This window comes from Streptomyces sp. NPDC014894, assembly GCF_043080985.1.
Taxonomy (GTDB): domain Bacteria; phylum Actinomycetota; class Actinomycetes; order Streptomycetales; family Streptomycetaceae; genus Streptomyces.
The window spans coordinates 187,110-211,108 of record NZ_JBIBWD010000011.1; the positions used below are offsets into that span (position 1 = coordinate 187,110).

At 72.0% G+C, this 23,999-nt stretch carries 20 protein-coding genes and 1 pseudogene; 14 read left to right on the forward strand and 7 right to left on the reverse strand.

The features are described from left to right. The first annotated feature begins 79 nt into the window (after window positions 1-79). Window positions 80-991, forward strand: coding sequence for an NAD(P)-dependent oxidoreductase (locus tag ACF089_RS25995; protein ID WP_392031044.1), 912 nt, complete (start codon window positions 80-82; stop codon window positions 989-991). 317 nt (window positions 992-1,308) lie between these two features. Next, window positions 1,309-1,794, forward strand: coding sequence for a DUF1269 domain-containing protein (locus ACF089_RS26000; RefSeq protein ID WP_392031047.1), 486 nt, complete (start codon window positions 1,309-1,311; stop codon window positions 1,792-1,794). A gap of 353 nt (window positions 1,795-2,147) precedes the next feature. On the opposite strand, the gene ACF089_RS26005 is transcribed toward ACF089_RS26000, so the two are convergent. Both ACF089_RS26005 and ACF089_RS26010 read right to left on the reverse strand, forming a co-directional pair. Continuing rightward, window positions 2,148-3,848: a bifunctional 3'-5' exonuclease/DNA polymerase gene (locus tag ACF089_RS26005; protein ID WP_392031050.1), complete on the reverse strand. Its 1,701-nt coding sequence runs from the start codon at window positions 3,846-3,848 to the stop codon at window positions 2,148-2,150. A 184-nt stretch (window positions 3,849-4,032) separates the two neighbouring features. Beyond that, window positions 4,033-4,563: pseudogene (locus tag ACF089_RS26010) on the reverse strand (sugar O-acetyltransferase); the annotation flags it as partial. A gap of 113 nt (window positions 4,564-4,676) precedes the next feature. Here ACF089_RS26010 and ACF089_RS26015 point away from each other — a divergent pair. From ACF089_RS26015 to ACF089_RS26025, 3 genes are all read left to right on the forward strand, one after another. Then, complete coding sequence (locus ACF089_RS26015; protein ID WP_392031053.1) at window positions 4,677-5,345, forward strand: lipoprotein; 669 nt, start codon at window positions 4,677-4,679, stop codon at window positions 5,343-5,345. A 678-nt stretch (window positions 5,346-6,023) separates the two neighbouring features. After that, window positions 6,024-7,148 carry a DUF2786 domain-containing protein gene (locus ACF089_RS26020; protein ID WP_392031056.1) on the forward strand — a complete coding sequence of 375 codons (1,125 nt, stop codon included), beginning with the start codon at window positions 6,024-6,026 and terminating at the stop codon, window positions 7,146-7,148. 200 nt (window positions 7,149-7,348) lie between these two features. Next, window positions 7,349-8,266: a DUF3152 domain-containing protein gene (locus tag ACF089_RS26025; RefSeq protein ID WP_392031060.1), complete on the forward strand. Its 918-nt coding sequence runs from the start codon at window positions 7,349-7,351 to the stop codon at window positions 8,264-8,266. Between the two features lie 10 nt (window positions 8,267-8,276). On the opposite strand, the gene ACF089_RS26030 is transcribed toward ACF089_RS26025, so the two are convergent. Beyond that, a complete protein-coding gene (locus ACF089_RS26030) occupies window positions 8,277-9,449 on the reverse strand; it encodes a S8 family peptidase (protein WP_392031063.1) in 1,173 nt (390 codons plus the stop codon). A 373-nt stretch (window positions 9,450-9,822) separates the two neighbouring features. Here ACF089_RS26030 and ACF089_RS26035 point away from each other — a divergent pair, with 373 nt between their 5' ends. Together ACF089_RS26035 and ACF089_RS26040 are read left to right on the forward strand one after the other, a co-directional pair. Further along, window positions 9,823-10,791, forward strand: coding sequence for a LuxR C-terminal-related transcriptional regulator (locus ACF089_RS26035; RefSeq protein WP_392031066.1), 969 nt, complete (start codon window positions 9,823-9,825; stop codon window positions 10,789-10,791). A gap of 398 nt (window positions 10,792-11,189) precedes the next feature. Further along, window positions 11,190-13,232: an FUSC family protein gene (locus ACF089_RS26040; protein ID WP_392031069.1), complete on the forward strand. Its 2,043-nt coding sequence runs from the start codon at window positions 11,190-11,192 to the stop codon at window positions 13,230-13,232. Between the two features lie 61 nt (window positions 13,233-13,293). Here ACF089_RS26040 and ACF089_RS26045 read toward each other — a convergent pair whose 3' ends face one another. Further along, on the reverse strand, window positions 13,294-13,797 hold the full coding sequence (locus tag ACF089_RS26045) for a hypothetical protein (protein ID WP_392031072.1): 504 nt from the start codon (window positions 13,795-13,797) through the stop codon (window positions 13,294-13,296). 525 nt (window positions 13,798-14,322) lie between these two features. Here ACF089_RS26045 and ACF089_RS26050 point away from each other — a divergent pair. Continuing rightward, complete coding sequence (locus ACF089_RS26050; protein WP_392031298.1) at window positions 14,323-14,565, forward strand: DUF397 domain-containing protein; 243 nt, start codon at window positions 14,323-14,325, stop codon at window positions 14,563-14,565. A 224-nt stretch (window positions 14,566-14,789) separates the two neighbouring features. Here ACF089_RS26050 and ACF089_RS26055 read toward each other — a convergent pair whose 3' ends face one another. Next, a complete protein-coding gene (locus ACF089_RS26055) occupies window positions 14,790-15,296 on the reverse strand; it encodes an ATP-binding protein (protein ID WP_392031075.1) in 507 nt (168 codons plus the stop codon). Between the two features lie 313 nt (window positions 15,297-15,609). On the opposite strand from ACF089_RS26055, the gene ACF089_RS26060 reads away from it, so the two are divergent. The 3 genes from ACF089_RS26060 (at window position 15,610) to ACF089_RS26070 (ending at window position 18,845) form a co-directional block, all read left to right on the forward strand. Then, a complete protein-coding gene (locus ACF089_RS26060) occupies window positions 15,610-16,518 on the forward strand; it encodes a helix-turn-helix domain-containing protein (RefSeq protein ID WP_392031078.1) in 909 nt (302 codons plus the stop codon). Window positions 16,519-16,612: 94 nt separating this feature from the next. Beyond that, the gene (locus ACF089_RS26065) at window positions 16,613-18,070 is read left to right on the forward strand and encodes an aldehyde dehydrogenase family protein (RefSeq protein WP_392031081.1); all 1,458 of its coding nucleotides are present in this window, start codon (window positions 16,613-16,615) and stop codon (window positions 18,068-18,070) included. A gap of 229 nt (window positions 18,071-18,299) precedes the next feature. Continuing rightward, a complete protein-coding gene (locus ACF089_RS26070; RefSeq protein ID WP_392031084.1) occupies window positions 18,300-18,845 on the forward strand; it encodes a DinB family protein in 546 nt (181 codons plus the stop codon). Between the two features lie 118 nt (window positions 18,846-18,963). Here ACF089_RS26070 and ACF089_RS26075 read toward each other — a convergent pair whose 3' ends face one another. After that, the gene (locus ACF089_RS26075) at window positions 18,964-19,671 is read right to left on the reverse strand and encodes a bleomycin resistance protein (protein WP_392031087.1); all 708 of its coding nucleotides are present in this window, start codon (window positions 19,669-19,671) and stop codon (window positions 18,964-18,966) included. A 62-nt stretch (window positions 19,672-19,733) separates the two neighbouring features. Here ACF089_RS26075 and ACF089_RS26080 point away from each other — a divergent pair, with 62 nt between their 5' ends. The 3 genes from ACF089_RS26080 (at window position 19,734) to ACF089_RS26090 (ending at window position 22,185) form a co-directional block, all read left to right on the forward strand. Then, complete coding sequence (locus tag ACF089_RS26080; RefSeq protein WP_392031089.1) at window positions 19,734-20,375, forward strand: PadR family transcriptional regulator; 642 nt, start codon at window positions 19,734-19,736, stop codon at window positions 20,373-20,375. A gap of 110 nt (window positions 20,376-20,485) precedes the next feature. After that, window positions 20,486-21,412, forward strand: a complete 927-nt coding sequence (locus ACF089_RS26085; RefSeq protein ID WP_392031092.1) for an ATP-binding cassette domain-containing protein — start codon at window positions 20,486-20,488, stop codon at window positions 21,410-21,412. Beyond that, window positions 21,409-22,185 (forward strand): ABC transporter permease, encoded by a 777-nt coding sequence (locus ACF089_RS26090; protein ID WP_392031096.1) that lies wholly within the window; start codon window positions 21,409-21,411, stop codon window positions 22,183-22,185. The genes ACF089_RS26085 and ACF089_RS26090 overlap by 4 nt, the downstream gene beginning before the upstream one ends. Before the next feature lie 118 nt (window positions 22,186-22,303). On the opposite strand, the gene ACF089_RS26095 is transcribed toward ACF089_RS26090, so the two are convergent. Continuing rightward, a complete protein-coding gene (locus ACF089_RS26095; protein ID WP_392031099.1) occupies window positions 22,304-23,728 on the reverse strand; it encodes a glutamate decarboxylase in 1,425 nt (474 codons plus the stop codon). Between the last annotated feature and the right edge of the window lie 271 nt (window positions 23,729-23,999).

A 23,999-nucleotide genomic window follows, 5' to 3' on the forward strand; every position in this document is an offset into this window, starting at 1 on the left:
AACTAAATAGAACGTTCGCTCTGGTCGAGTGCTACCCTCTGGCCTGGATAGAACGACCTTTCTAGTCCGGGGAATTGACATGAGCAAACGTGTAGACAGCGGAGAAGCGGTGACCGTCGTCGGGCTCGGGCCGATGGGCCGGGCGATGGCCGGAGCCCTGCTCGACGCGGGCCATCCGGTGACCGTGTGGAATCGGACCGCGAGCCGGGCCGACGCCCTGGTGGCGCGCGGGGCCGTCCTCGCCCCCACCGCGGCGGAGGCGCTGGCCGCGGGCGAGCTGGTGCTGCTGAGCCTGACGGACCATGAGGCGATGTACGGAGTCCTCGGCGGCGCGACCGCCGCGACCGGGGTGCTCGACGGGAGGGTGCTGGTCAATCTCGGTTCGGACACCCCCGGCCGGGCCCGGGAGGCGGCCGAATGGGCGGCCGGGCACGGCGCCCGCTATCTCACCGGAGGGGTGCTCAGCTCCCCCGAGGGCATCGGGGACCGGGCGAACACCACCCACTACAGCGGCCCGGAGGACGTTTTCGAGGCGCACCGGGCGACCCTGGAGGTGCTGACCTCGGCCGATTACCGGGGCGAGGACCCGGGGCTCGCCGCACTGCTCTACCAGCTCCAGATGGACGTCTTCTGGACCACCGTCCTCTCCTTCGCGCACGCCACCGCCGTCGCCCACGCGAACGGTGTGCCGGTGCGGGACGTCCTGTCCGGGGCCTCCTCGTTGCTGGCGACGATCCCGCGGTATCTGGAGTTCTGCGCCTCGCGCATCGAGGCGGGGGAGCACCCCGGGGATCTGGAGCGGCTCTCCATGGCGCTGGCCAGTGCCGAGCATGTCGTGCGGACCACCGAGGAGGCCGGGGTGGACGCGACGCTTCCGGACGTCGTGCGGCGGATGTTCCGGCGCGGCGTGGACGCCGGCCACGCCGACGACGGCTTCACCAGCCTGGTGGGAGTGCTCGGCCGCCCCGCGCCGCCGGCCGCCGAGTCATGACGGCCGACCCCGGCGGTACGGGGCCACCGCGCCGCGAGCGGCCTGCGGCACGGGCCGCCGCGCCGTGGCGGCCCGACGGCGCGGGCCGCTCGCGGTCGGCGTTACGCGCCACCGCGCCGTGGCGGCCTGCGGTGCGCGCCATCACGCCGTAACGGCACAAAGTGCGCGAACCGTGCCCCGGTGCTGAGATGGATCCAGGTGACGGCGGGGGTGCCGGGCGGTGCCCCGCGCCGCCGTCGCACCCCTCGGCGGGGCGCGCGGCCGCCGTCGTGAACGCGACGTCACCGTCGTGAATCCAGCGTCAGAAGGAGACCTCCGTGGCCACGCTCACCGCATGGAAGTTCCCCACTCCCGAGGGGGCGGCCCAGGTGGAGGAGACCCTGCTCTCCCTCCAGAAGCAGAGCCTCATCCAGATCCATGACGCCGCCGTCGTGAGCTGGCCGGCCGACCGCAAGCAGCCCAAGACCAAGCAGCTGCACAATCTCGCCGCGACCGGCGCGCTCTCCGGCACCTTCTGGGGGATGCTCTTCGGTCTGATCTTCTTCGTGCCGCTGCTCGGCGCGGCGGTGGGCGCGGCGGCCGGTGCGATCGGCGGTTCGCTCGCCGACGTCGGCATCGACGACGACTTCATCGCCAGTGTCCGCAGCGAGGTGGAGCCGGGCACCTCGGCGCTCTTCCTGCTCACCTCCGACGCCGTGGTGGACCGGGTCCACGAGGCGTTTCCGGCGGGCAGCGCCGAGCTGATCCGCAGCAATCTCTCCAAGGAGGACGAGGCCAAGCTGCGCGAGACCTTCGAGGCCTGAGCCCCCGACCGCGCCCGACTCCGGGCCCGGATCCGACTCCGGATCCGGGGACGGCCGAGGTGCGCCTCCTGGTTCGAGGGCGGACCAGGGCCACCGTGTACCGGCCGGGGCCCCGGGTCGGCCTCCGGCCCGCATTCCGGGCGGACCTGAAGGCGGCGGTGGCCGTGACCCGCTCATGATCCGGCCCCCGGGGCGTCCCGCGCGCAGGGGCCGGGCCCGATGACCGGCGGCCATCGGGCCCGGCGCGTCAGCGCCCGTCGGGCCCCCGCCCCTCGCGCGGCGGGGGCGGCGCGGTCAGACCGTGCGGGCCCCCGGCCGTATCACCCCCGGATCCCAAGAGCCGTTCGTCCGCCTCATTTCGCGTCTCCGTAGCACTCCACCACCGCCGTCGTGAAAGGGAATCTGACCGGGGTCTGTCCGAACACCACTTCTCCCGCCATTTCTCCCGCCTCCCGGATCGCCTTCACCACCGTCTCGGCCTCCTCGGCCGGACAGTGCACCATCACCTCGTCGTGCTGGAAGAAGACCAGCTCGGCCCGCATCCCCGAGGTCGTCCGCCGCAGCGCCGCGAGCATCAGCAGCGCCCAGTCCGCCGCACTGCCCTGCACCACGAAATTCCGGGTGAACCGGCCCCGGGCCCGCGCGTCGAGCGAGGCGTAGCCAGGGGTGAACTCACCCTTCGGGGCGGGCCGGTCGGCCGACTCGGACTCCTGGGGGAGGCCCGCCTCGTCGTCGTCCTCCGCGCCGGCCGCGCGCGGGCTGGTGCGGCCCAGCCAGGTCCGTACGAGCCGGCCCTCCTCGCCCGCCCGCGCCGCGTCGTCCACATAGGCCACCGCCGCCGGGAATCTGCGCCGCAGGGCCGCCAGATTCTTCAGCCCGTCGCCCGAGGTCTGGCCGTAGATCGCGCCGAGCAGCGCCAGCTTGGCGTGCTCGCGGTCGCCGGAGAACGCCCGGTCGGACAGGGACGAATAGAGATCGCCGTCATGGCCCGCCACTTCCATCAGGCCCGGGTCGCGGGAGATCGCGGCCAGCACCCGGGGCTCCATCTGATCCGCGTCGGCGACCACCAGCCGCCACCCCTCGTCCGCGACCACCGCCCGTCTGATCACCTTCGGGATCTGGAGCGCGCCGCCGCCGTTGGTCGTCCACCGGCCGGAGACGGAGCCGCCCGGCAGATATCCGGGCCGGAACCGCCCTTCGCGCACCCAGTCCTGGAGCCAGCTCCAGCCGTGCGCCACCCAGATCCGGTACAGCGTCTTGTACCGCAGCAGGGGCTCGACGGCGGGGTGGTCGATCTCCTCCAGCTCCCAGCGCCGGGTGGACTTCAGCCTGATCCCGGCCTGGGCGAACGCCTTCACCACATCCGCCGGCAGATCGGGCCGCACCCGCCGCCCGAACGCCGCCGACACCTCGTCCGCCAGCTCCGCCAGTCTGCGCGGCTCGCCCCCGCCCGCGTACCGCTCGCCCAGCAGATCGTGCAGCACCCCTCGGTGGACGTCCGCCCGCCACGGCACCCCCGCCCGATTCATCTCGGCGGCCACCAGCATGCCCGCCGACTCGGCGGCGGTCAGCAGCCGCAGCCGCCCGGGATGCTCGGCGGCTTCGTGCCGCCGCAGCTGCTCCCCGTACACCTCCAGCAGCGACTCCAGCGGGAGCGGCACCGGCTGCGGGTCGAAGAGCGAGGACTGCGCGCCCGGCTCCGCCGCCCGCTGCGGGGGATCGGCCGGCACCGGAAGATCCCGCAGCCGGGCCAGGGCGGCGGCCGCCGAACGGGGCTCGCCGAGCCGTCCCTCATGGCCGAGCAGCAGCTGCTCGGCGCACTCGATGTCGTAACACCGCTCGACCCGCACCCCGGCCGCCAGCAGCCTCGGATAGATCTCGGCGGTGGAGCGCCACACCCATCGGCCCACCTCGGGGCGCGACCGCACCGCCTCGACCAGATCGGGCTCGGTCACGACGGGGCCGGCGGGCAGCCCGGCGGGGCCGAGGGGAGCGAGCCGGGCCCCGCCGCCCTCCGCCGCCGCCAGAGCCCACCGACTCCATCGTCCGTCCATGAGAGCGAGTGTCGCAGCAGGGTCTGACAACGCCCCTCGCGCAACACCCGCCCCACCGGCGGAAGGCTCAGCCCGACGCCCCCGGCGGCTCCTCCGACGCTCCCTCCGGCGACGAAGCCGTTCCCTCCCGCGCAGCCGCCCCCTCCCGCGACGCGGCCGTCCCCGGCGGCGCCTCCGGCGGTTCGAGCGTGCGGATCACCCGGGCCGGATTTCCCACGGCCAGCACCCCGGCCGGCAGATCCCGGGTCACCACCGCACCGGCCCCGACCACCGTGTTCTCCCCGATCGTCACCCCGGGGCACACGATCACCCCGCCGCCCAGCCAGACGTTGTCGCCGATCGTGATCGGCTCGCCCCTCTCCCAGCCGGCCCGCCGCCGCTCGGTGTCCAGTTCGTGGATCGGCGTGAGGAGCTGAACATTCGGGCCGATCTGGACATCCGATCCGATGGTGATCGGCGCCACGTCCAGAAAGACCGCGTTGAAGTTCACAAAGGTGCGGTCACCAATGGAAATATAGGCGCCGTAGTCGCACTGGAACGGTGGCCGGATGTTGACCCGCTCCCCCACCGACCCCAGCAATTCGGCCAGAATGCCTGTCCGGTCCTCGACGGCCGCGCCGCCGTTCGCGTTGTACGCCGCGCACAACGCGAAGCGTCGTTGAGTGTCCGCCGCCAGCTCCGGATCGTTTGGTATGTACCAATGACCCGCCAGCATGAGGTCCTTGTTCTCGGCCACCTCATACCTCCTCTCACTCGTCCATCGGATACGTATCCCTAAGATCAGCCGGATCTGCTGTCAGTCTGACTGAAACCAAGGGGCGGGGAATCATGGCGCGAGGCATACGAAGAGCCGCATCGATTCTGGGCGCGGGCGCGGTCCCGGTCGCGCTCCTGGCGGGACTGACGACCGGCTGTTCCCTTCTGGAAACGAAGCCGGAGCCGGACAGGAAGACGCACGGCGACAACGGGACGGGGGGCGCGAAGCCCGCCGAGATCGAGGAGACCGTGGTGAAGGGGGGCACGGTCGGCGCCAAGGGCTCCGCCTGCGCGCTCCCCGTCACCTTCGACTTCGCCAAGGACTGGAAGCCGGAGGCCGTCAAGCTCGGCGCCGAAGTCGGCCTCTCCGGCACCAGCACCGTCAACCTCGTCTGCGAGATCGACGCCAAGCCCGCCGGGAGCATCGGCTTCCTCCGGGTCTGGACCGGGGAGCGGGCGGGCGAGGACCCGCGCCGCGCGCTCCAGCTCTTCGTCGCCGACAACGCCAAGAGCCGTGAGCAGGAGGAGTACCACCGGACCAGGGCGGGGGAGTACGACGCGGTCGAGGTGAGCTACCTCAACACCGACGAGCTGCTGGGCGAGCCGAAGAAGGAGCACGCGTTCGCGTTCGCGACGCCCCAGGGCGTGGTGGTACTCCATCTGGGCGGGCTCGACTCGGCGGAGCAGGAAGCGATGCTTCCGGCGTACGGACTGGCGAAGAAGACCCTCAGGGCCCTCTGACCGCCCCGCCCGCCCCCGGCGGACGCGCACGCCCCCGGCGCGGGCCCTCCGACCCGTACGCCCCCGCCCGTAAGCCTCCGTCCCGGGGCCACCGGACCGTAAGCCTCCGTCCCGGGTCCGGCGGACCGCGCCCCCGGCTCCGGGCCGCCGGTCCACGCGCCCTCGGCCCGGCTCCGCAACCGGCAGCTCCGCCGCCGGAAGCGCCGCCCCCGCGCCGAGGGAGAGAGCCCGGTCCGGCGGGCCGTGCTCCTCGGACTCCGGCGGCTCCGACGCGCGCGACACGGGCGATACGAGCGATGCCGGCGAACGCGGCAGGGTCGTACCGGCGACAGGCGCACCCGAGCGTGTTTGATTCCCGGCCGTCGATATCGCGCCAATCACCCCGCTGGGCCGTGAACGGCGTCCGCCGGCCGGCCCGCTCTCCGCGCACCCGCCCCCACGGCCTCTCTCCACAGCCTGTGGATGGACCGGTCGAGCGCGGACCGACCGGCAACGCACCGGCCGGAAACGCACCCTCCGGAAACGGACCGGCCGGGTGCGCACCCTCCGGGAACACACCTGCCGGGAACACACCTGCCGGCGATCGACCGGCCCGCCGCCCCCGCCCGGCGCCGTCGTCCGTGGCGGCCGGGGCGCGCCCGCACCTGGGATGATCGAGGTGATGAAGGAGACGGCTCGATGACGACGGTGGTGGACGAAGCGCTGGCGGGCGCGCTGTACGGGGACGGCGACGCCTCCCTCGACACCGCGGCCTCCCTGCTGGCGGCGGCCCCGGCCGCGGACGCCGAGCTGACCCGGCGCGGCGAGGAGCTGCTCCGCCGGGCCTGGGAGCGCGGCTGGCAGCCCGCCGACGCCGTCCGCCTGGTCCGCCGGGACCTGGAGGAGCATCATGTCCGGCTGCTCTCCGGACTGATCGCCGCCGAGTCGCGGCGGTACGAGCACCTCCCGCCGCGCTGGCGGGCCCAGCTCGCCGACCTGGACGCCGCCGACTGGCGCACGGATCGCTTCTCCCGCGCCACCGCCGTACTGGAGCTGTACCGACTGCTGGTCCGCCTCCCCCCGATCGAGCCGGTGGGCCCGGTCCCGGGCGCGGCCTTCGTCCCCTCGGCGGGGTACGAGCCCCGGATGCTCGCCCGGATACGGGCGCTGCTGGCCAAGGCCGAGGCGACCGACTTCCCGGAGGAGGCGGAGGCGCTCACGGCCAAGGCCCAGGAGCTGATGGCCCGCCACAGCCTGGACGAGGCCGCGCTGCCGGGCCGAGCCCCGGACACCGCCCCCTCCGCCTGCCGGATCGGGGTCGACGCCCCGTACGAGACGGCCAAGGCGATCCTGCTCGACGCGGTCGCCTCGGCGAACCACTGCCGCGCGGTCTGGAACAGCGACTTCGGCTTCTCCACCGTGGTCGGCTTCGAGTCGGACCTCGAATCGGTCGAGCTGCTCCACACCTCCCTGCTGATCCAGGGCACCGCGGCGATGACCCGCGCGGAGGCGTCCCAGCGGGCGGGCGGCCGCAAGCGTACGAAGACGTTCCGGCAGTCCTTCCTGCTGGCGTACGCCGTTCGGCTCGGCGAACGGCTCACCGCCGTCGCCGAGAGCGTGCCCGCGCCGGCCGAGGTGCTGCCCGTGCTGGCGACCCGCGAGGTCGCGGTCGCGTCCCGCGCGGAGGAGATGTTCCCGAGGACGTCGAGCACCCGGGTGCGGGGCGTGAGCGACGAGGCCGGTCTGCTCGGCGGACGGGCGGCGGCCGACGCGGCGCGGGTGTCTCCGGAGCGCCGCCCGGTGCGGGGACGGTCCCCGCAGTGAGCGAAGCCTGACGCCGGAGCGGGAACGGAATCGCCGCGGGAGCACTCCTGAAGGGTGAACCCGTCCGCCCCGAGTGAAGGAAGCGTCCGCCTCATGCCGTCGAACACGACCACCGGCGCCTCGGCCGAGCCGTGGAGTCCGCTTCCGTTTCCCTCCGGGTGCGTCGTGCCGCGCGGCACGCGCGGTGACCGGCGGGCCTGATGGGACGACGGGGCTCGGGCGGGCAGAGCCGTACCGCCCTGCGCAGGGGCCGTCGCCGCCGCAGACGGGCGCTCGTGTCCGCCGCCGCGGTGGCCGTCGTCTCGGCGGGGCTGGGCGGCGGGGCCGTGCTGTGGTGGAGCGGGGAGACCGGCGCGAACCGCGCGGGCGACCGGCCGGGCCCGACGACCAGCACCGCGGCGCGTCCGGCGCCGCCCGAGGGCGCCGCGCCGGGGGCGAAGCAGCCCACGCCCCGGCCGAAGACGCCGAAGCCGAAGCCGAAGCCGGAGCCGGAGCCGAAGCCCGAGAAACAGAAGACATCGAAGAAGCCCTCGTCGTCCGGTGAGCCGGTGGTGCTCGCGAACGGTCCTGGCACCTTCACTCCCGTACAGCTCTCCGGCGAACGCCACGGCCGGGGCCCGGTCCGCCGCTTCCGGGTCGAGATCGAGGACGGGATCGGCCTCTCCGGACCGGCGACCGCCCGCGCCGTCTCGGATGTGCTGGGCCACCCCCGGGGCTGGACCCGGGACGGTTCCTACGGCTTCCAGCTGGTGGCGTCCGGACCGGTCGACTTCACGGTGAAGATCGCCACCCCCGGCACCACCGACCGGCTCTGCTTCGTCACCACCCCGGCCAGCAAGGGGAATGTGAACTGCCGGGTGGGCCACGACGTGGTCGTCAACCTCAAGCTCTGGACCCGGGGCTCACCGAAGTTCGACGGGCCCGTGACCGAGTACCGGGCCCTGATCATCAATCACGAGGTCGGCCATGAGCTGGGCCGGGGCCATGAGACCTGCCCCGGCCCCGGCAGGCCGGCCCCGGCGATGATGCAGCAGATCAAGGGACTGCTCGGCTGCCGGGCCAACGCCTGGCCCTACGACACGGAGGGGCGGTACGTGCAGGGCCCCTCCGTGCCCTAGCGGGACAGGATCAGAGGGTCGACTTGAACAGCAGACGGTTCGGGGTGGCGCCCACATTGCCCCGGATCGCGTTGGTGGTGCTGTTGTTGATGATCCAGTTGTTGACGGTGGGGCTGGAGGCGTCTCCGTACGTCGCCTTGTAGAGCGCCGCCACGCCCGCGACATGCGGCGCGGCCATCGACGTACCGCTCATCGTGGTGGTGCCGCCGCCCGAGCGGGTCGAGAGGACGTTCACCCCGGGGGCGTAGAGGTCGGCGCACTGGCCGTAGTTGCTGAAGCTCGCCTTGTAGTCGCCGGAGTCGGAGGCGGCGATCGAGAGGGCGCCGGGGGCGCTCGCGGGCGAGTAGTTGCACGCGTCCTGGTTGTTGTTGCCGGCCGCGACGGTGGTGTGGACACCGGAGTTGGCGAGCGAGGTGGCCGCGTTGTTGAGGGCCGCCGAGTAGCCGCCGCCCAGCGAGGCGTTGGCGACCGCGGGCTTCACGGCGTTCTGCCGGACGTAGTCGAAACCGGCGATGATCGCCGAGAAGGACCCCGAACCCTGACAGTTGAGCACCCGGACGCCGCGCAGCTGCACGCCCTTGGCCACGCCGTACGTCGAGCCGCCGACCGTGCCCGCGACATGCGTGCCGTGGCCGTTGCAGTCCGCGCCGTTGCCGCCGAAGGCGTCGAACACATTGCGCGCCCGGCCGCCGAAGTCGGGGTGCGAGGTGTAGATGCCCGAGTCGATGATGTACGCGGTGACGCCCGAGCCGTTGCGGTTGTACGTGTACGAGTTGTCGCGCCCGCTGCGCTGGTCTATTCGGTCCAGGCCGTACGTCGGGTTGTACTGCGTCGCGCTGGAGACGACCTTCTGGTCCTCCTCGATGGAGGCGACCCGCGAGTCGGCGCGGAGCGCCTTGAGCTGGGCCGGGGTCAGCTCGGCGGCGAAGCCGTTGAGGACCGCGTCGTACACGTAGTCGGTTCTCACGGACTTCGACTCGGCGAGGCCGGCCGGGTCGGCGCCCTTCTTCAGGGTGACGATGTACTGACCCTTGATCTCGGCGGCGGCCGGGGCCTCGGCGACCTTGACCAGCGGGGCGGGCTCCGGCGAGGGGGCGGCGGAGCCGGTGGAGGGAATCAGCGCCAGCGGGACGGCGAGGCCGAGCGCGCCGATGGCGAGAGTGCTGAGGTGAGTCTTGCGCATGAGGGGCTGTCACCTTTCGTGATCCGGCCGCACGGTGCCGACGGCCGGTGAGGGGGGAAGCACGTTCCTGCCGTACGCGAGGTGCGGGGGAAGCGGCGCGAGGTGCACGGTGACGCGCGCGGTGACCAGCACCGCGGGGGGAAGACCGGGTCGCCCGTCCCTCGCGACAGGACGGCCGTTGCGCCCGGCACGGTGGCCGGCGGGCGGGATCGCCGCTCGCCGGGGACTCCGTGTCCGCCGGGCGTGGCGACAACCTACCGGGGGCGGCGGAAGGTTGACCACGGCCGAAATGGGCGTGACCGATTGCGGACAACGAGCCGTACGCGTCGGTAACACCATGGCCAAGCCGGGTCGCCGCGCCTAGGGTCGGACCATGCCAGCCGAGGATCCGTACGGGGACGACGCCGGACCCGAACGGGTCGAGACCGCGGCGGGAGCCGCGTACCGCGAGCTGACCGACGCACCGGACGCCGCGTCCTGCGGCGGCGAACTGCCCCCGGAGGTACGGGAGTGGCTCGCCGCGCGACGACTCGTCGACGGGGACCGGCCGCACGTCAACTCGCCGGAGCGCGCGCTCCACGAGCTGGTCGCCGACCAGCGCCGCAGACTGGGCGAGCTGCGCGGCGGGCTGGACGCGCTCCAGGACGTGCTGCGGCTGATGCCCGGTCTGCGGCCCGCCGGGCGCGAGGTGGTGGAGGCCGAGTTCTTCGCCGACCGGGCCCGGCTCAAGGAGCGGATGGACGATCTGGACGCCCTGTGCCGGGACGAGATCCTCGGCATGCGCAGCACCTTCCCCGAGCCCGAGGCGCTGGAGGCCAGCCTGGAGGAGGATCTCGCGCTGCTCGCGCGGGGCGTCGGGATCCAGCTGCTCGTCGCCACCCGCGCCGCGCGCCGCCCCGGGGCCGCCCGCTATCTCTCCCAGATGCACGAGCACGGCGCGCGGATACGGCTGGCCACGGCCGTCCCCCTCCATCTGAACGTGGTCGACCGCGCCGTGACCGTGCTCGCGCTCGACCCCGCCGAGGGCCGCGCCGAGCCCGCCGAGGACGTCGTCCTCCACAGCGCCCGCCTCGCGTCCTGCTTCGCCCGGGTCTTCGAGCACCACTGGGGCACCGGCCTCCCCTACGGCGCGGGCCCCGCCGAGGAGTGGACCCCGCGCGAGCGCGAGGTGCTCGCCCTCCTCGCCGCCGGGGCCAAGGACGAGGCGATCGCCCGCCGCCTCGGCTGCTCCGAGCGGACCCTCCGCCGCCTCCTCACCGCCCTCGTCGCCCGCCTCGGCGCCGAAAGCCGCTTCGCCGCCGGCGCCCGCGCCGCCCACCTCGGCCTCCTCGACGCCCCCTGACCCACCCCCAAACCTCGACCGACATCCCCAGCCCCGCCGAGCAATCCCAACCTTGCCGAGCAACCTCCAGCCTTGCCGCGCAATCTCAGCCTTGCCGAGCACCCCCCAGCCTCGCCGGCGTTTGAGGCGCCCACGGGTCGGCACCCGGCCGACGACCTGGCCCATCTCAGCCCCGCCGGCGTTTGAGGCGCCCACGGGTCGGCAGTCGGCCGGCGACCTGGCTCATCCCCAGCCTCGCCGGGCAATCTCAGCCTTGCCGAGCACTCCCCAGCCCCGCCGGCGTTTGAGGCGCGGGGGCCTCGGGGGCAGCGCCCCCGACAAGGCCACGCGCCGCGACAAGACCCCCACACCAACTCCCCATCACCAGAAAAAAGGACATATCGAGCTACCCTCCCCCTATGACGTGGCTCCGGGCCCTCAAAGACACCGCCCGCTCCGGACTCACCCTCGAACGCCACCGCCTCGAACCCCTCGTCGCCCTCCGCGGAGCCGCCGGCCTCGCGCTCGTCGTCGGCGCGGCCCTGGCGATGTTCGGCCCGGTGTTCGCGGTCAGCTCCGCGTTCGGCGCGTACCAGGCGGCGATCGCCACGTATCAGCGCAGCTGGCGCCCCCGTCCCCTGCTCGCCCTGGCCTCCGGCGCCAGCCTCGCCGTCTCCACCTTCCTCGGCTATCTCACCGCCGCCCATCTCCCGATCCTTCTCGTCCTCCTCGCCGTATGGACCTTCGCCGCCGGGATGGCGTGGGCGGTGGGCACCACGGTCGGCGTGATCGCCGCATCGAATGTGGCGATCATGCTGGTCACGATCACGCTGCCGACCTCGCTCGCGGAGGCCGCCGGGCACGCCGCGGTGATCGCGATCGGCGCGGGCGTCCAGGCGCTGCTGATCGTGCTGTTCCCGGTACGCCGCTGGGCAGCCCAGCGGGACGCGCTCGCGGACGCGCTGGCGGCGGAGGCGGACTACGCGCGGCGGCTGCGCGAGGACCCGACCGCCTCCTTCGACCCGGGCCCGCTGATGCTGGCCCGCAGCGCCGCCGCCGTCACCTCGCGCCAGGCCCGCCGCAGACCGGCGGAGCTGCACGGCACGCGCGGGATCGCCGAACGGATCAGACCCGTCCTCGCCTCGCTGGCCGATCCGGCGGTCGGCGTCCCGGTCGAGGGCCCGGAGCGGGGCCGGGTCCGGGAGGTGCTGGCGGCGGCCGGGACCGTACTCGACGCGGCCGCGCACGGGATCCGCCGGGGGAGGTCCGTGTCGATGCCCCGGGGCGCGCTGGACACCCTGAAGAACCCGGACACGCTCGCCCTGCTCAGCGGGCCGCCCCGGCGGGCGGTGATCCGGCTGGCCGCGCTGATGGACGATGTGGTGGAGACCGCGCAGGGCGAGGGCGGGGGCGAGGAGGCGCACCGGGACCGGCCGCCCCTGCACCGCCTCTTCCCCGGCGCGGTCCGGGCCGTCCGGGCCGAGCTGCGCTGGGCCTCGCCCGTGCTGCGGCACGCGATCCGGGTCTCGGCGGTCGTCTGCGCGGGCTATCTCCTCGGGACGGCCCTCCCGCTGGGGCACGGCTACTGGGCCCCGATGACCTCGGTGATGGTGATGCGCCCGGACTTCTCGCAGACGTACGCCCGCTCGGTCGCCCGCTTCGGCGGCACTCTGGTCGGCGTCGGCGTGGCCACCGCCGTGGTCCAGGGCGCGCACCCCGGGGCGTATCTCTCCGGCGCGCTCGCCGTGCTCTGCGCCTTCTGCGTCTATCTGGTGCTGCGCACGGGCTATGTCGCGGCCAATGTGGGCATCTCGGCCTATGTGGTCCTGCTGTTGAACATGGGCGGCGAGGACGCGGGCCAGACCGTGCCCGAGCGGGTGGTGCTCACCCTGCTCGGCGGGCTGGTCGCGATGGTCTCGTACGCCCTCTACCCGGCGTGGGAGACGCCCCGGCTGCGCAATCGGCTCGCGGACTGGCTGAAGGCGGACGGCCGGTACGCGGCGGCCGTCGTCGATCACTACGCCCACCCGGCCGATGTGGACAATCAGGAGGTCAGACAGGCTCTGCTGGCCGCCCGGGACGCCCGTATCGCCTGGCAGGAGGCGCTGGCGCGGGCGATTCACGAGCCGGTACGGGCCCGGGGGCTGACGCGGGCCGGGGCGGAGGCGGCCGAGCACGCGCTCGCCCAGATGGGCCGCAGCGCGATGCTGATGGAGGCTCATCTCCCGGAGCACGGCGCGGTGCCCGTCCCCGAGGCGGCGGCCCTCGCCGAGGCGCTCCGGCAGGACTCCGAACGCGCCGCGAAGGCCGTCCGCGAGCGCCGGCCCCTGAAGTGGGACCGGGTGCGGGCGGCCCTCGCGGAGTGGGAGGACGACGAGACGGTGCTGAGCGGCGGGACCGCGCTGCTGGCGGAGGCGCTGGAGGAGCTGACGGACGCCCTGGACGACGGCGCCCGGCGCTGATCCGGTACGGAGCCGGCCGCCCCGGAGCGGCCCGACGCGTCCCCGGGCCGCTCCGGCCGGCTCAGGACGAGGGCACGGCCTCCATGCTGGGCAGCTTGGTGGGCAGCCCCAGGTCCGCCTTGGTCAGGGTGTCCTTCTTCCCCTTGCCCCAGGAGACGACGAGCGTCTTCCCGTCGGCGGACTCGATCGTGCCCATCGTCCGCTGCCCGCCGCCGCCCACGCACTTCAGGTCGAGCATCTGAGATCCGTGGTCGGCGACCTTGCCGGTGCAGGAGTCGCCCTCGGCGAGCAGGACGACGGCGCCGTTTCTGACGCCTATGGTGACGGTCTTCCCGTCCGTCCGGCCCATCCACTCGCCCTCGACGTCGGCGGGGCTCACCTTCTTCGGAGGCGCGGTCGCGGACTCGTCCTTCTCCTCGGGCTTCTCCTTGGGCTCCTCCTTGTGGTCGCCGTGGCCGGCCTTGTCGTCGCCCTTGTCCTTCTCTCCGCCGTCGCCGCATCCGGTCAGGGCGAGGGCGGCCGCGGCGGCAAGTCCGGCCGCTGTCAAGGAAGTACGTACACGCACGGAGTCGTCCCTCTGGTTGGGTTGAAGGTCCGCGCCAAGCTACCAGGGCGTCCCGGCGGCTCTCCGGCGGGGAATACGAAGGGGAATCCGGCCCGCGGCCGGGCCGCGCGAAGGCGCGCTCCTGGCGTCATCCCGCAGAGAGCGTGCCGGGTCCGGGCCGCGCCGGGTCCATGGCGTACGCCATCGGGTGCAGGGCGGGGTCCGTCGACTGCGTCACCGTTTCGCTCAGCGCTCCCGGAATGGGGCCCGTCACGTGATGGGGGATCCGATTCGGCCCGCGGCGCGTCTCATGGGGGTGAGGGGCCGCGGTCCCCGTCCGACCTGGGGTGTTCAACTGCCCCCCGGGCCTTGGGAAGACAACTCCGCACCGGCGGGAAACGTCCCTGTAACGGGCTGGAACTGTAACCGCGGGAATACCCCGCGTGCACGTGCATATGCCCGTGCTAACGCTTATGCATTGGCACGTGAAACAGAGCTATGATCCGGGACAGTTGACACATGCACCTTGTAGCCCGGGAGCGTCTCGTGCACCACGCGTACAACGGAATGCCGTCCCCCGAGCTCCACGGGGTCGTCTGGCAGAAGAGCAGGCACAGCAACTCCCAGGGTTCGTGCGTGGAGTTCGCCAAGCTGCCCGGGGGGAGTGTCGCGATGCGCAACTCCCGGCACCCCGACGGTCCCGCGCTCGTCTATACGCCCGCCGAGATCGAGGCGATGCTTCTGGGCGTCAAGGACGGGGAGTTCGACCACCTGGTGGCGGGCGGCTGACCGCTTAGGCCGACAGGACGGCCGGGAGCGGCGGGCCCGGCGGACACCGGTACGGCCCCGGCCGCCGGAGCCGGCGGACCGGAGCGCATCCGAGCGGACCGGACCGGCTCGCGGCGGGGGAGACCGCCCCGGACCCCGGGGCGGGAGAAGAAAAGGGGGAGCGGGCCCGCCCCCCGAAGCCGGGCCCGCTCCCCGGCTCGAACGGCCCGGCCCGGTCGCCGGGCCTAACCCAGCCGGAACAGCGCCCACACGACCTTGCCGTGCAGCGCCCCGGCGAGCGGGTGCCACCCCCAGCTGTCGCTGAAGGAGTCCACCAGGAACAGCCCTCTGCCGGACTCCGCCGTGCCCCGGGGATCCGGGAACGGGGTGTCCTCGCCGTCGAAACGGCCGGGGCTCTCCGGGCTGGGATCGCGCACCGCGCACACCAGCCGCCCGGGCCAGCGCATCAGATGCAGCCGTACCGGGGGATCCTGGAGCGCGCCCGCGGCGTCGTCGGGCAGCGCGTGCCGCAGGGCGTTGGTGACGAGTTCGGAGACCACGAGCGAGACGTCGTCGAACCGCTCGCCCAGACTCCATCCCCCCAGCGTCACCTTGGTGAACTGCCGTGCTCCGCGGACCGCCTCGAAGCGGCCGGGCAGTGAGCACGAGGCCGAGCTGGAGACCCTCGCGGGATCGATGGGGGGAAGCCCCTGCCGTAACGGCTCGAGCATGGTCGATCCATTCGTCCCCATGCGAGGCACTCCCGGGAATCGCGGCTGTGACGCTACAACACGAACGAGCACGCAGGTGCGGCGAGGACCATGGTTCCGAATGCGTTCGGCAGATGCAAGGGCAGATGCACGTGCAGCTGACCGTCATGTCCATGTCCGTGCCGTTTCTTCGCCATATCTTTCTCTGACGTCTTTCATGCTCTCCCCAAGGGCTTCCCATATCCGTAACTGAATGAGTACGCACTGAAGTGTTTTGGTGGCAGAATCGCGCACTTGGGGTCCGGGGGGTACCTCACTCTGTAGGAGTAGGCCGCGCCGGAGACCGGCGGCAGGCATGACGAGGTTGGGGAGGGTTGGAGTCGTGACCGCAGGCGAGTCGTGGGCCGAAGGGCCGGGTGGGGGTTCCGTGGTGCGGCGCATCCTGTTGGGCTCGCAGCTGCGGAGACTGCGCGAATCGCGCGGCATCACCCGTGAGGCGGCCGGTTACTCGATCCGCGCATCGGAGTCAAAGATCAGCCGTATGGAGTTGGGCCGGGTGAGCTTCAAGGCGAGAGACGTGGAGGACCTGCTGACGCTCTACGGGGTCGCCGAGGAGTCGGAGCGCGGCGCCCTGCTGGGCCTGGCCAAGGAGGCCAATGTCGCCGGGTGGTGGCACAGTTACGGCGATGTGCTGCCCGGCTGGTTCCAGACATATGTGGGACTGGAGGCGGCGGCCTCGCACATCCGGCTCTACGAGGTCCAGTTCGTCCACGGCCTGTTGCAGACCGAGGCGTACGCCCACGCGGTCGTCACCCGGGGCGTGCACGAACAGGCGCAGACGGAGGTGGACCGCCGGGTCGCGCTGCGGCTCGAACGGCAGAAGGTGCTGGTCTCCGAGCGCGGTCCGCGGCTGCACGCCATCCTGGACGAGGCGGCCCTGCGCAGACCCTACGGCGACCGCGCAGTGATGCAGGGGCAGTTGAGACATCTGATCGAGGTGTCCGAGCAGCCTAATGTCACGCTACAAGTGATGCCCTTCAGCTTCGGCGGTCATGCCGGCGAGAGCGGTGCTTTCGCGATGCTCCGATTCCCTGAGTCGGATCTGTCCGACATCGTCTATATGGAACAGCTCACCGGTGCGCTGTATCTGGACAAGCGCGAGGAAGTCGCTCAGTACGACCGGGTCATGACCCGGCTCGGCGAGGACAGTCCGGACCCGGCGGAGACCCGAGATCTTCTACGTGGTCTACTCCAACTCATCTGAAACAAAAGTATAGTGACGTCGCGTCACGGCGGGTGTTTGTGAGGTTCCAAGACTCTGGCGTTCCTACGTTCTGACGGGTAAGGGATCGGTTTCTATGTCCTTGTTCACCGAGCTGGCCTACCAGTACATCGATGGCGAGTGGAGGCCCGGGAGCGGCTCCTGGGACATCATCGATTTCAATCCCTACGACGGGGAGAAGCTGGCCTCCATCACGGTCGCGACGGCGGCCGAGGTCGACCAGGCGTATCGCGCCGCCGAGCGGGCCCAGGTGGCCTGGGGCGAGACCAATCCCTATGCGCGCCGAGCCGTCTTCGAGAACGCGCTGCGCATCATCGGCGAGCGCGAGGCGGAGATCACCGAGGCGATCATCGCCGAACTGGGCGGCACCCACATCAAGGCCGGTTTCGAGCTGCACCTCGCCAAGGAATTCCTGCGCGAGGCGATTCAGCTGTCGCTGCGGCCCGAGGGACGGATCCTCCCCTCGCCGGTGGACGGCAAGGAGAACCGGGTCTACCGGCTGCCCGTCGGGGTCGTCGGCGTGATCAGCCCGTTCAACTTCCCGTTCCTGCTCTCCCTCAAGTCGGTCGCGCCGTCGCTGGCGCTCGGGAACGGCGTGGTGCTCAAGCCGCACCAGAACACCCCGATCTGCGGCGGTGCGCTGGTCGGCAAAATCTTCGAGGACGCGGGTCTGCCGCCCGGACTGCTCAATGTCGTCATCACCGATATAGCGGAGATCGGCGACGCGCTGATCGAGCACCCGGTGCCCAAGGCGATCTCTTTCACCGGGTCCGACAAGGTCGGCCAGCACGTCGCCATGGTCTGCGCGGCCAATTTCAAGCGCGCGATCCTGGAACTGGGCGGAAACAGCGCGCTGATCGTCCTTGAGGACGCCGACATCGACTACGCGGTCGACGCGGCCGTGTTCAGCCGCTATGTGCACCAGGGCCAGGTCTGCATGGCCGCCAACCGGGTGCTGGTGGACCGGAAGGTCGAGAAGGAGTTCACCGAGAAGTTCGTCGCCAAGGTGCGCACGCTCAAGGTGGGCGACCCGGCCGACCCGGCCACCCACATCGGTCCGCTCATCAATTCCCGGCAGGCCGACGCGGTCACCTCCCTGGTCGAGCAGACCGTGGCGGCGGGCGCGACCGCGCTGCTGCACGGCGGCTCGGACGGCAATCTGGTGGAGCCCTCGGTGCTCACCGGCATCGCCACCGACTCCCCGGTGCTGGGCCAGGAGATCTTCGGGCCGGTGGCGCTGATCGTGCCGTTCGACGGGGACGAGGAGGCGATCCGGATCGCCAACGACACCCCGTACGGGCTGAGCGGCGCCGTGCACACCGCCGATATCGAGCGGGGTGTGGGGATCGCCAAGCGGATCAACACCGGAATGATCCACATCAATGACAGCACCGTCCACGACGAGCCGATCGTGCCCTTCGGCGGCGAGAAGCACTCCGGCAGCGGCCGGCTGAACGGCGAGTCGATGATCGAGGCGTTCACCACCCAGAAGTGGATCTCGGTGCAGCACGGCCGCTCGCAGTTCCCCTTCTGAGCGCCCGGCCCCCGGGCCCTCTTCCGAGCGCCCGGCCTCCCGGGCCCGAAGCCCCTTCGAGAGGTCGGCCCCAAGAAGCCCAGGCCGTCGGACCCACGGCATCCCGCGCCGTCGCGAGGACCCTTGCGGACAGAAACCGTCCGCAAGGGTCCGTAGCGTTTGCGGTGTCGGAAGGAGGGCGTCAGCCTCTCCTTGAGCGGTTGGCGACGCCTGAAAGGCGGACAAGACGATGGTCACGCATGTTCCCGCGGAGGCTCACGGCGATGAGCGCGGCGCACTCCTCTCCTTCGTCGAGGCCCAGCGGGGCGCGCTGCGCCGCTCGGTCCTCGGGCTGACCGAGGAGCAGGCCGCGAGCCGGCCCAGCGCCAGCGCGCTCTCCCTCTCCGGCCTGCTGAAGCATGTCGCCGAGATGGAGCTGAACTGGCTGCGGATGGCGCAGCGCCGGCCGAACGAGAGGGCCCGCACCCAGGAGACCTGGGGAGACAGCTTCCGGCTGGTGGAGGGGGAGACGATCCCCGGGACGCTGGCCTTCTGGAAGGAGGTCGCGGAGGAGACCGAGGAGTTCATCCGCGCCGTGCCCAGCCTGAACGACACCTTCCCGCTGCCCGACGCCCCCTGGTTCCCCAAGGACGGCACGGTGTCGATGCGATGGCTGCTGGTGCATCTGGTCGAGGAGATCGGCCGGCACGCGGGGCACGCGGACATCGTCCGGGAGTCCCTGGACGGCAGGACGGCCTTCGAGCTGGTGGCGCTGGAGGGGCAGGGCGGCAGCTGAACGCGCGGGGCGGCGGCCGCCCCGCCGGTCCGTGCCCAAGCCGAACGCGCCGCGCCCCTTCGGCCGCGCCCCGGAGCCCGCGACGCACGGGTCCGGGGCGCTTCCGCGTCCGGGGGCGTCAGTCCCGCAGCTCCCCGAGCCTGGCCAGGGCGTCGCCCACCGAGGCCCGCTCCTCCTCGGTCAGCTCGACCGAGGCGGCCCGCTCCAGCAGCCCCGCCGCGCTCTCCTCCTCGCCCAGCCGCTGCGCGATGTCGCCCCGGAGCACCAGCAGCCGCAGCAGCTGCACCGGGGAGGGCCGCTGGTCCGTCAGCCCCAGCGCCCGGTCGATGATCTTCGCGGCCCCGGGCAGATCCTCCTTCGAGTCGGCGAACAGGTCCGCCATGTGCAGTGCGCGGGCGAAGGTCTCCCTGGGCGCCGGCCGGTGGTTCTGGTCCTCGCTGATCGCCTGGCCGATCCGGATGGAGTTGCCCGTCGGATCGGTCATCAGGAACTGCCGCATGCCGTACGACATGTCCTTCAGCGGTCCGATGCGCGGCAGCCCCCGGGTCGGGATCCGTCCGTAGGCGGCCTTCAGGCCCGCGCGGAAGGTCTCGTGGAGCGCGTCGACCCGCTCGGTGGTGATGTAGCAGCCCGAGTACGACCCGGCCGGGTCGTACTCCTTCATGCCGAGAAACTGCAGTTCGACGTCGCCCAGCTCGACCACCGCATAGGCGTAGGGGCTCTTCTGCTGGAATGTCGTCTCGAAGCCCAGCGCCGTGTAGAAATCGATCAGTGGCTGGATCAACTGCGTCTGGCAGGGGAGGAGCGGGATCGTCTTCTCGGTCATTCACTTAGGCTAGTCAAGGTTGAGTAATGTAGTCAAAGTTGAGTAGAGGGGAAATCCGGCCAATGTCAGCGATCCGGCTGCTGGTCCTCGGGGCCGTCCGCCAGCACGGGCGGGCCCATGGCTATCAGGTCCGCAACGACCTGGAGTTCTGGGGCGCGCACGAGTGGTCCAACGCCAAGCCCGGCTCGATCTATCACGCGCTCAAGCAGATGGCGAAGCAGGGGCTGCTGCGCGCCCACGAGGTCGCGCCGTCCACGGCCGGCGGTCCGCCGCGCACCGAGTACGAGGTCACCGCGCAGGGCGACGAGGAGTATCTGCGGCTGCTGCGGGAGGCCTTGACGGCGTACGACCAGAAGATGGACGTCCTCTCCGCCGGGGTCGGCTTCATCGTCGACCTGGAGCGGGCCGAGGCGGTCGGGCTGCTGAGGGAGCGGGTGCGCGCGATGCGGGAGTGGCGGTCCTCGGTGACCGAGTACTACACCCCCGAGGAGGGCCCCGGATCGCTCGGGCACATCGGCGAGATCATGAATCTCTGGGTCTCGTCCGCCGACTTCGGGTCCGAGTGGACGCTCGGCCTGATCGAGCGGATCGAGGGCGGGGCCTATGTCTTCGCCGGCGAGGGGGAGCGCCCGGCGCTGGTGCTCGCCGAGGGGCAGGAGAATCCGTACGCCACGGGCGAGCCGCACGCGGAGGACCGGCGCTGAGACGCTGAATCGCTCGTAATCAAGTTTGACTAATCGGACTTCCGGTCGTACCGTATGGGTCACTAGTCAAATTTGAGCACCTGTGGGCGAAGGTGCGAGGGAGGACGTGGATGACCGAAGCGATCACGGTCGAGGGCGTGCACAAGCGGTACGGCGGGAAGCGCGCGCTGGACGGTCTGGAGCTGGCGGTGGCCTCCGGCACGGTCCATGGCGTGCTCGGCCCCAACGGAGCGGGCAAGACCACCGCCGTACGGATCATGGCGACCCTGCTCCGGCACGACGAGGGCGTGGTGCGCGTCGCCGGGCACGACGTCCGCACCGAGGCGGCGGCGGTCCGGCGGCGGATCGGTCTGCTCGGCCAGCACGCCGCGCTCGACGAGGAGCTGAGCGGCCGGCAGAACCTGGAGATGTTCGGACGGCTGCACCACCTCGGCGCCCGGCGGGCCGGGGTCCGCGCCGACGAACTGCTGGAGCGGTTCGGGCTCGGCGACACCGGGGCCAAGCCGGTCGCCGACTACAGCGGCGGTATGCGCCGGCGGCTGGATCTCGCCGCCTCGCTGATCGTCGATCCCGAGGTGCTGTTCCTGGACGAGCCGACGACCGGGCTCGACCCGCGCGGCCGGTCCGAGGTCTGGAGCGCGGTGCGCTCCCTGGTCGGCGGCGGTACGACCGTGCTGCTGACCACGCAGTATCTGGAGGAGGCCGATCAGCTGGCCGACCGCGTCTCGGTGATCGACGCCGGGCGGGTCGCCGCGGAGGGCTCCCCGGACGAGCTGAAGGCCCGGCTCGGCGGCGACCGGATCGATGTGGTGGTGCGGGACGCGGCCGATCTGGCGAAGACCGCGGCCCTGCTGCCCGGAGCGACGGTCGACGAGGACCGCCGGCTGGTCAGCGCGCCCGCCGAAGACCGGATGGCCGTGCTCACCCGTACGGTCCGGGGGCTGGCGGACGCGGGCGTCGAGGCCGAGGACATCGCCGTGCGCCGTCCCACCCTCGACGAGGTCTTTCTGCGGCTCACCGAGGGGGCGTCCGTATGAGCGGGTATCCGCTGACCGACTCGTGGACCATGACCCGGCGCGAACTCGCCCACTGGGCGCGGCGGCCCGCGCGGGTCCTCGTCGGGCTTCTCTTCCCGGTGATGATGCTGCTGATGTTCGCCTTTCTGATGGGCGGCGGCCGGGGTGTCGAAGGCGCGTACATCGGCTATCTGGTGCCCGGGATGCTCGCGCTGACCATGGCCTTCGGCCTGGAGTCGACCATGACGGCGGTCACCGGGGACCTCAACAAGGGAGTGATCGACCGCTTCCGCTCGATGCCGATGGCGGACTCGGCGGTGCTGGTCGGCCGGAGCGTCGCGGACATGCTCGAATCCGCCGTCGCCCTGCTGCTGATGGCGGCGGCCGGTTACGCGATCGGCTGGCGCTGGGAGGGCGATCCGGCCGGTCTGCCGGCGGCGCTGGGGCTGCTGCTTCTGCTGCGGTTCGCGATGCTCTGGATCGGGATCCAGCTGGCGATGGCGGCGGGGAAGCCCGAGATGGTGTCCGCTGTGCAGATCCTGGTCTGGCCGGTCGGCTTTCTCTCCACCGCGTTCGCCTCCCCGGCCGCCATGCCCGACTGGCTCGGCGCGGCCGTCGAGTGGAATCCGATGTCGGCGACCGCGACGGCGGTGCGCGAGCTGTCCGGCGTCCCGGCCGGCGGCGACTCCTGGGCGGCGGACCACGCGGGGGCGCTGGCGGTGGTCTGGCCGGTGGCGCTGGTCTGCGTCTTCTTCCCGCTGGCCGTGCGGCGATTCCGGCGGCTGGGCGACTGACGCGCGGGGGCCGGGGGCCTGGGGCCTGCGGGACCGAGGCCCCAGGCCCGGGTCTCCCGCCGGCGGTCCCGGCCCCCGGGTCTCCCGGCCTCCCGCCGGCGGTCCCGCAGGCCCCCGGTCAGTGGTGGAAGGCGGTCGCCGTCGACGCGTCGGTGCCCAGGGGCCCCGGCTGACGGCGCAGTTCGGGCAGGAGCTGCGTCAGATCCTCCATCAGCAGATCGCCCAGATCGGCGGAGAAGCCGTTCCGGCAGACCACGCGCAGCACCGACAGATCCGTACGGTTCTCCGGGAAGGTGTAGGCGGGAACCAGCCAGCCGCGCTCCCGCAGCCGGCGCGAGACGTCGAAGACGTCGAAGGCGGTCACCCCGTCGGCGACGGTGAGGGCGAAGACCGGCAGTTCGTCGCCCCGGGTGAGCAGCCGGAAGTCCTCGATCGCCGCGAACTTCTCCGCCAGCCCGCCCGCGATGTCCCGCGCGGTCTGCTGAACGGCCCGGTAGCCCTCCCGGCCCAGCCGCAGAAAGGTGTAGTACTGCGCCACCACCTGGGCCCCCGGGCGGGAGAAGTTGAGGGCGAAGGTGGGCATGTCGCCGCCCAGGTAGTTGACCCGGAAGACCAGCTCCTCCGGCAGCTCCGCCGACGAGCGCCACAGCGCCCACCCCACCCCCGGATACACCAGCCCGTACTTGTGCCCGGAGGTGTTGATCGAGCTGACGCGCGGCAGCCGGAAGTCCCAGACGAGATCCTCGTCCAGGAAGGGCGCGACCATCGCGCCCGACGCGCCGTCGACATGGACCGGCACATCGAGCCCGGTCCGCCGCTGGAGATCGTCGAGCGCGGCGCAGACCTCCGCGACCGGCTCGTACGAACCGTCGAAGGTCGAGCCCAGCACGGTGATCACGCCGATGGTGTTCTCGTCGCAGAGGTCGGCCGCGATCCCCGGGTCGAGATGGAAGCGGTCGCCCTCCATCGGCACCTGACGGGCCTCGACCTCCCAGAAGTCGCAGAACTTGTCCCAGCAGACCTGCACATTGACGCCCATGACCAGATTCGGCCGGGCGCTCGCCGGATAGCGGTCGGCGTTGCGCGTCGCCCAGCGGCGCTTGAGCGCCAGCCCCGCGAGCATGCACGCCTCACTCGAACCGGTGGTGGAACAGCCGACGGCCGTCGCGGGATCGGGTGCGTTCCACAGATCGGCGAGCATGGCCACACACCGCTTCTCCAGCTCGGCGGTGCGCGGATACTCATCCTTGTCGATCATGTTCTTGTCCCGGCACTCGCCCATGAGCACCCCGGCCTGCGGCTCCATCCACGTCGTGACGAAGGTGGCCAGATTCAGTCGTGAATTGCCGTCCAGCATCAGCTCGTCGTGGACCAGCCGGTACGCGGTCATGGGCGGCAGCGGTCCGTCGGGCAGCCGGTGCGTGGGCGGGGCCGCGGTCATTCCGCTGACCGGATCCGCCTCCCCGTAGAACGGGTTGAGGGAGAGCCTGCGCCGCTCACCCGCCCCGTCGGACGGTCTGTTCGCGCCCTGGTGGAGTGGCATGCCCACTCGCCGCCTTTCCGCGTACGGGTACATCCCCCTCGGAGTCCCAGGCTCGTACGGGCGCGCACCGCCCGCAACGCGAGCCCCGCCGCGCTCCTTTGTCCGAGCCCCGGGTGAACGGCCGCAGCCCGGCGGCGATCACCAAGGGTGTCCGTACCCCTACATTGGGTCGCCGACCGCCGGGGATGCTTCTCCCGCGTCGGCGTTCCGCGCTGTTCCCGCTGTTCGCCGACGATTCCCGACGATCTCCGACGACCTCCGACGAATCCGA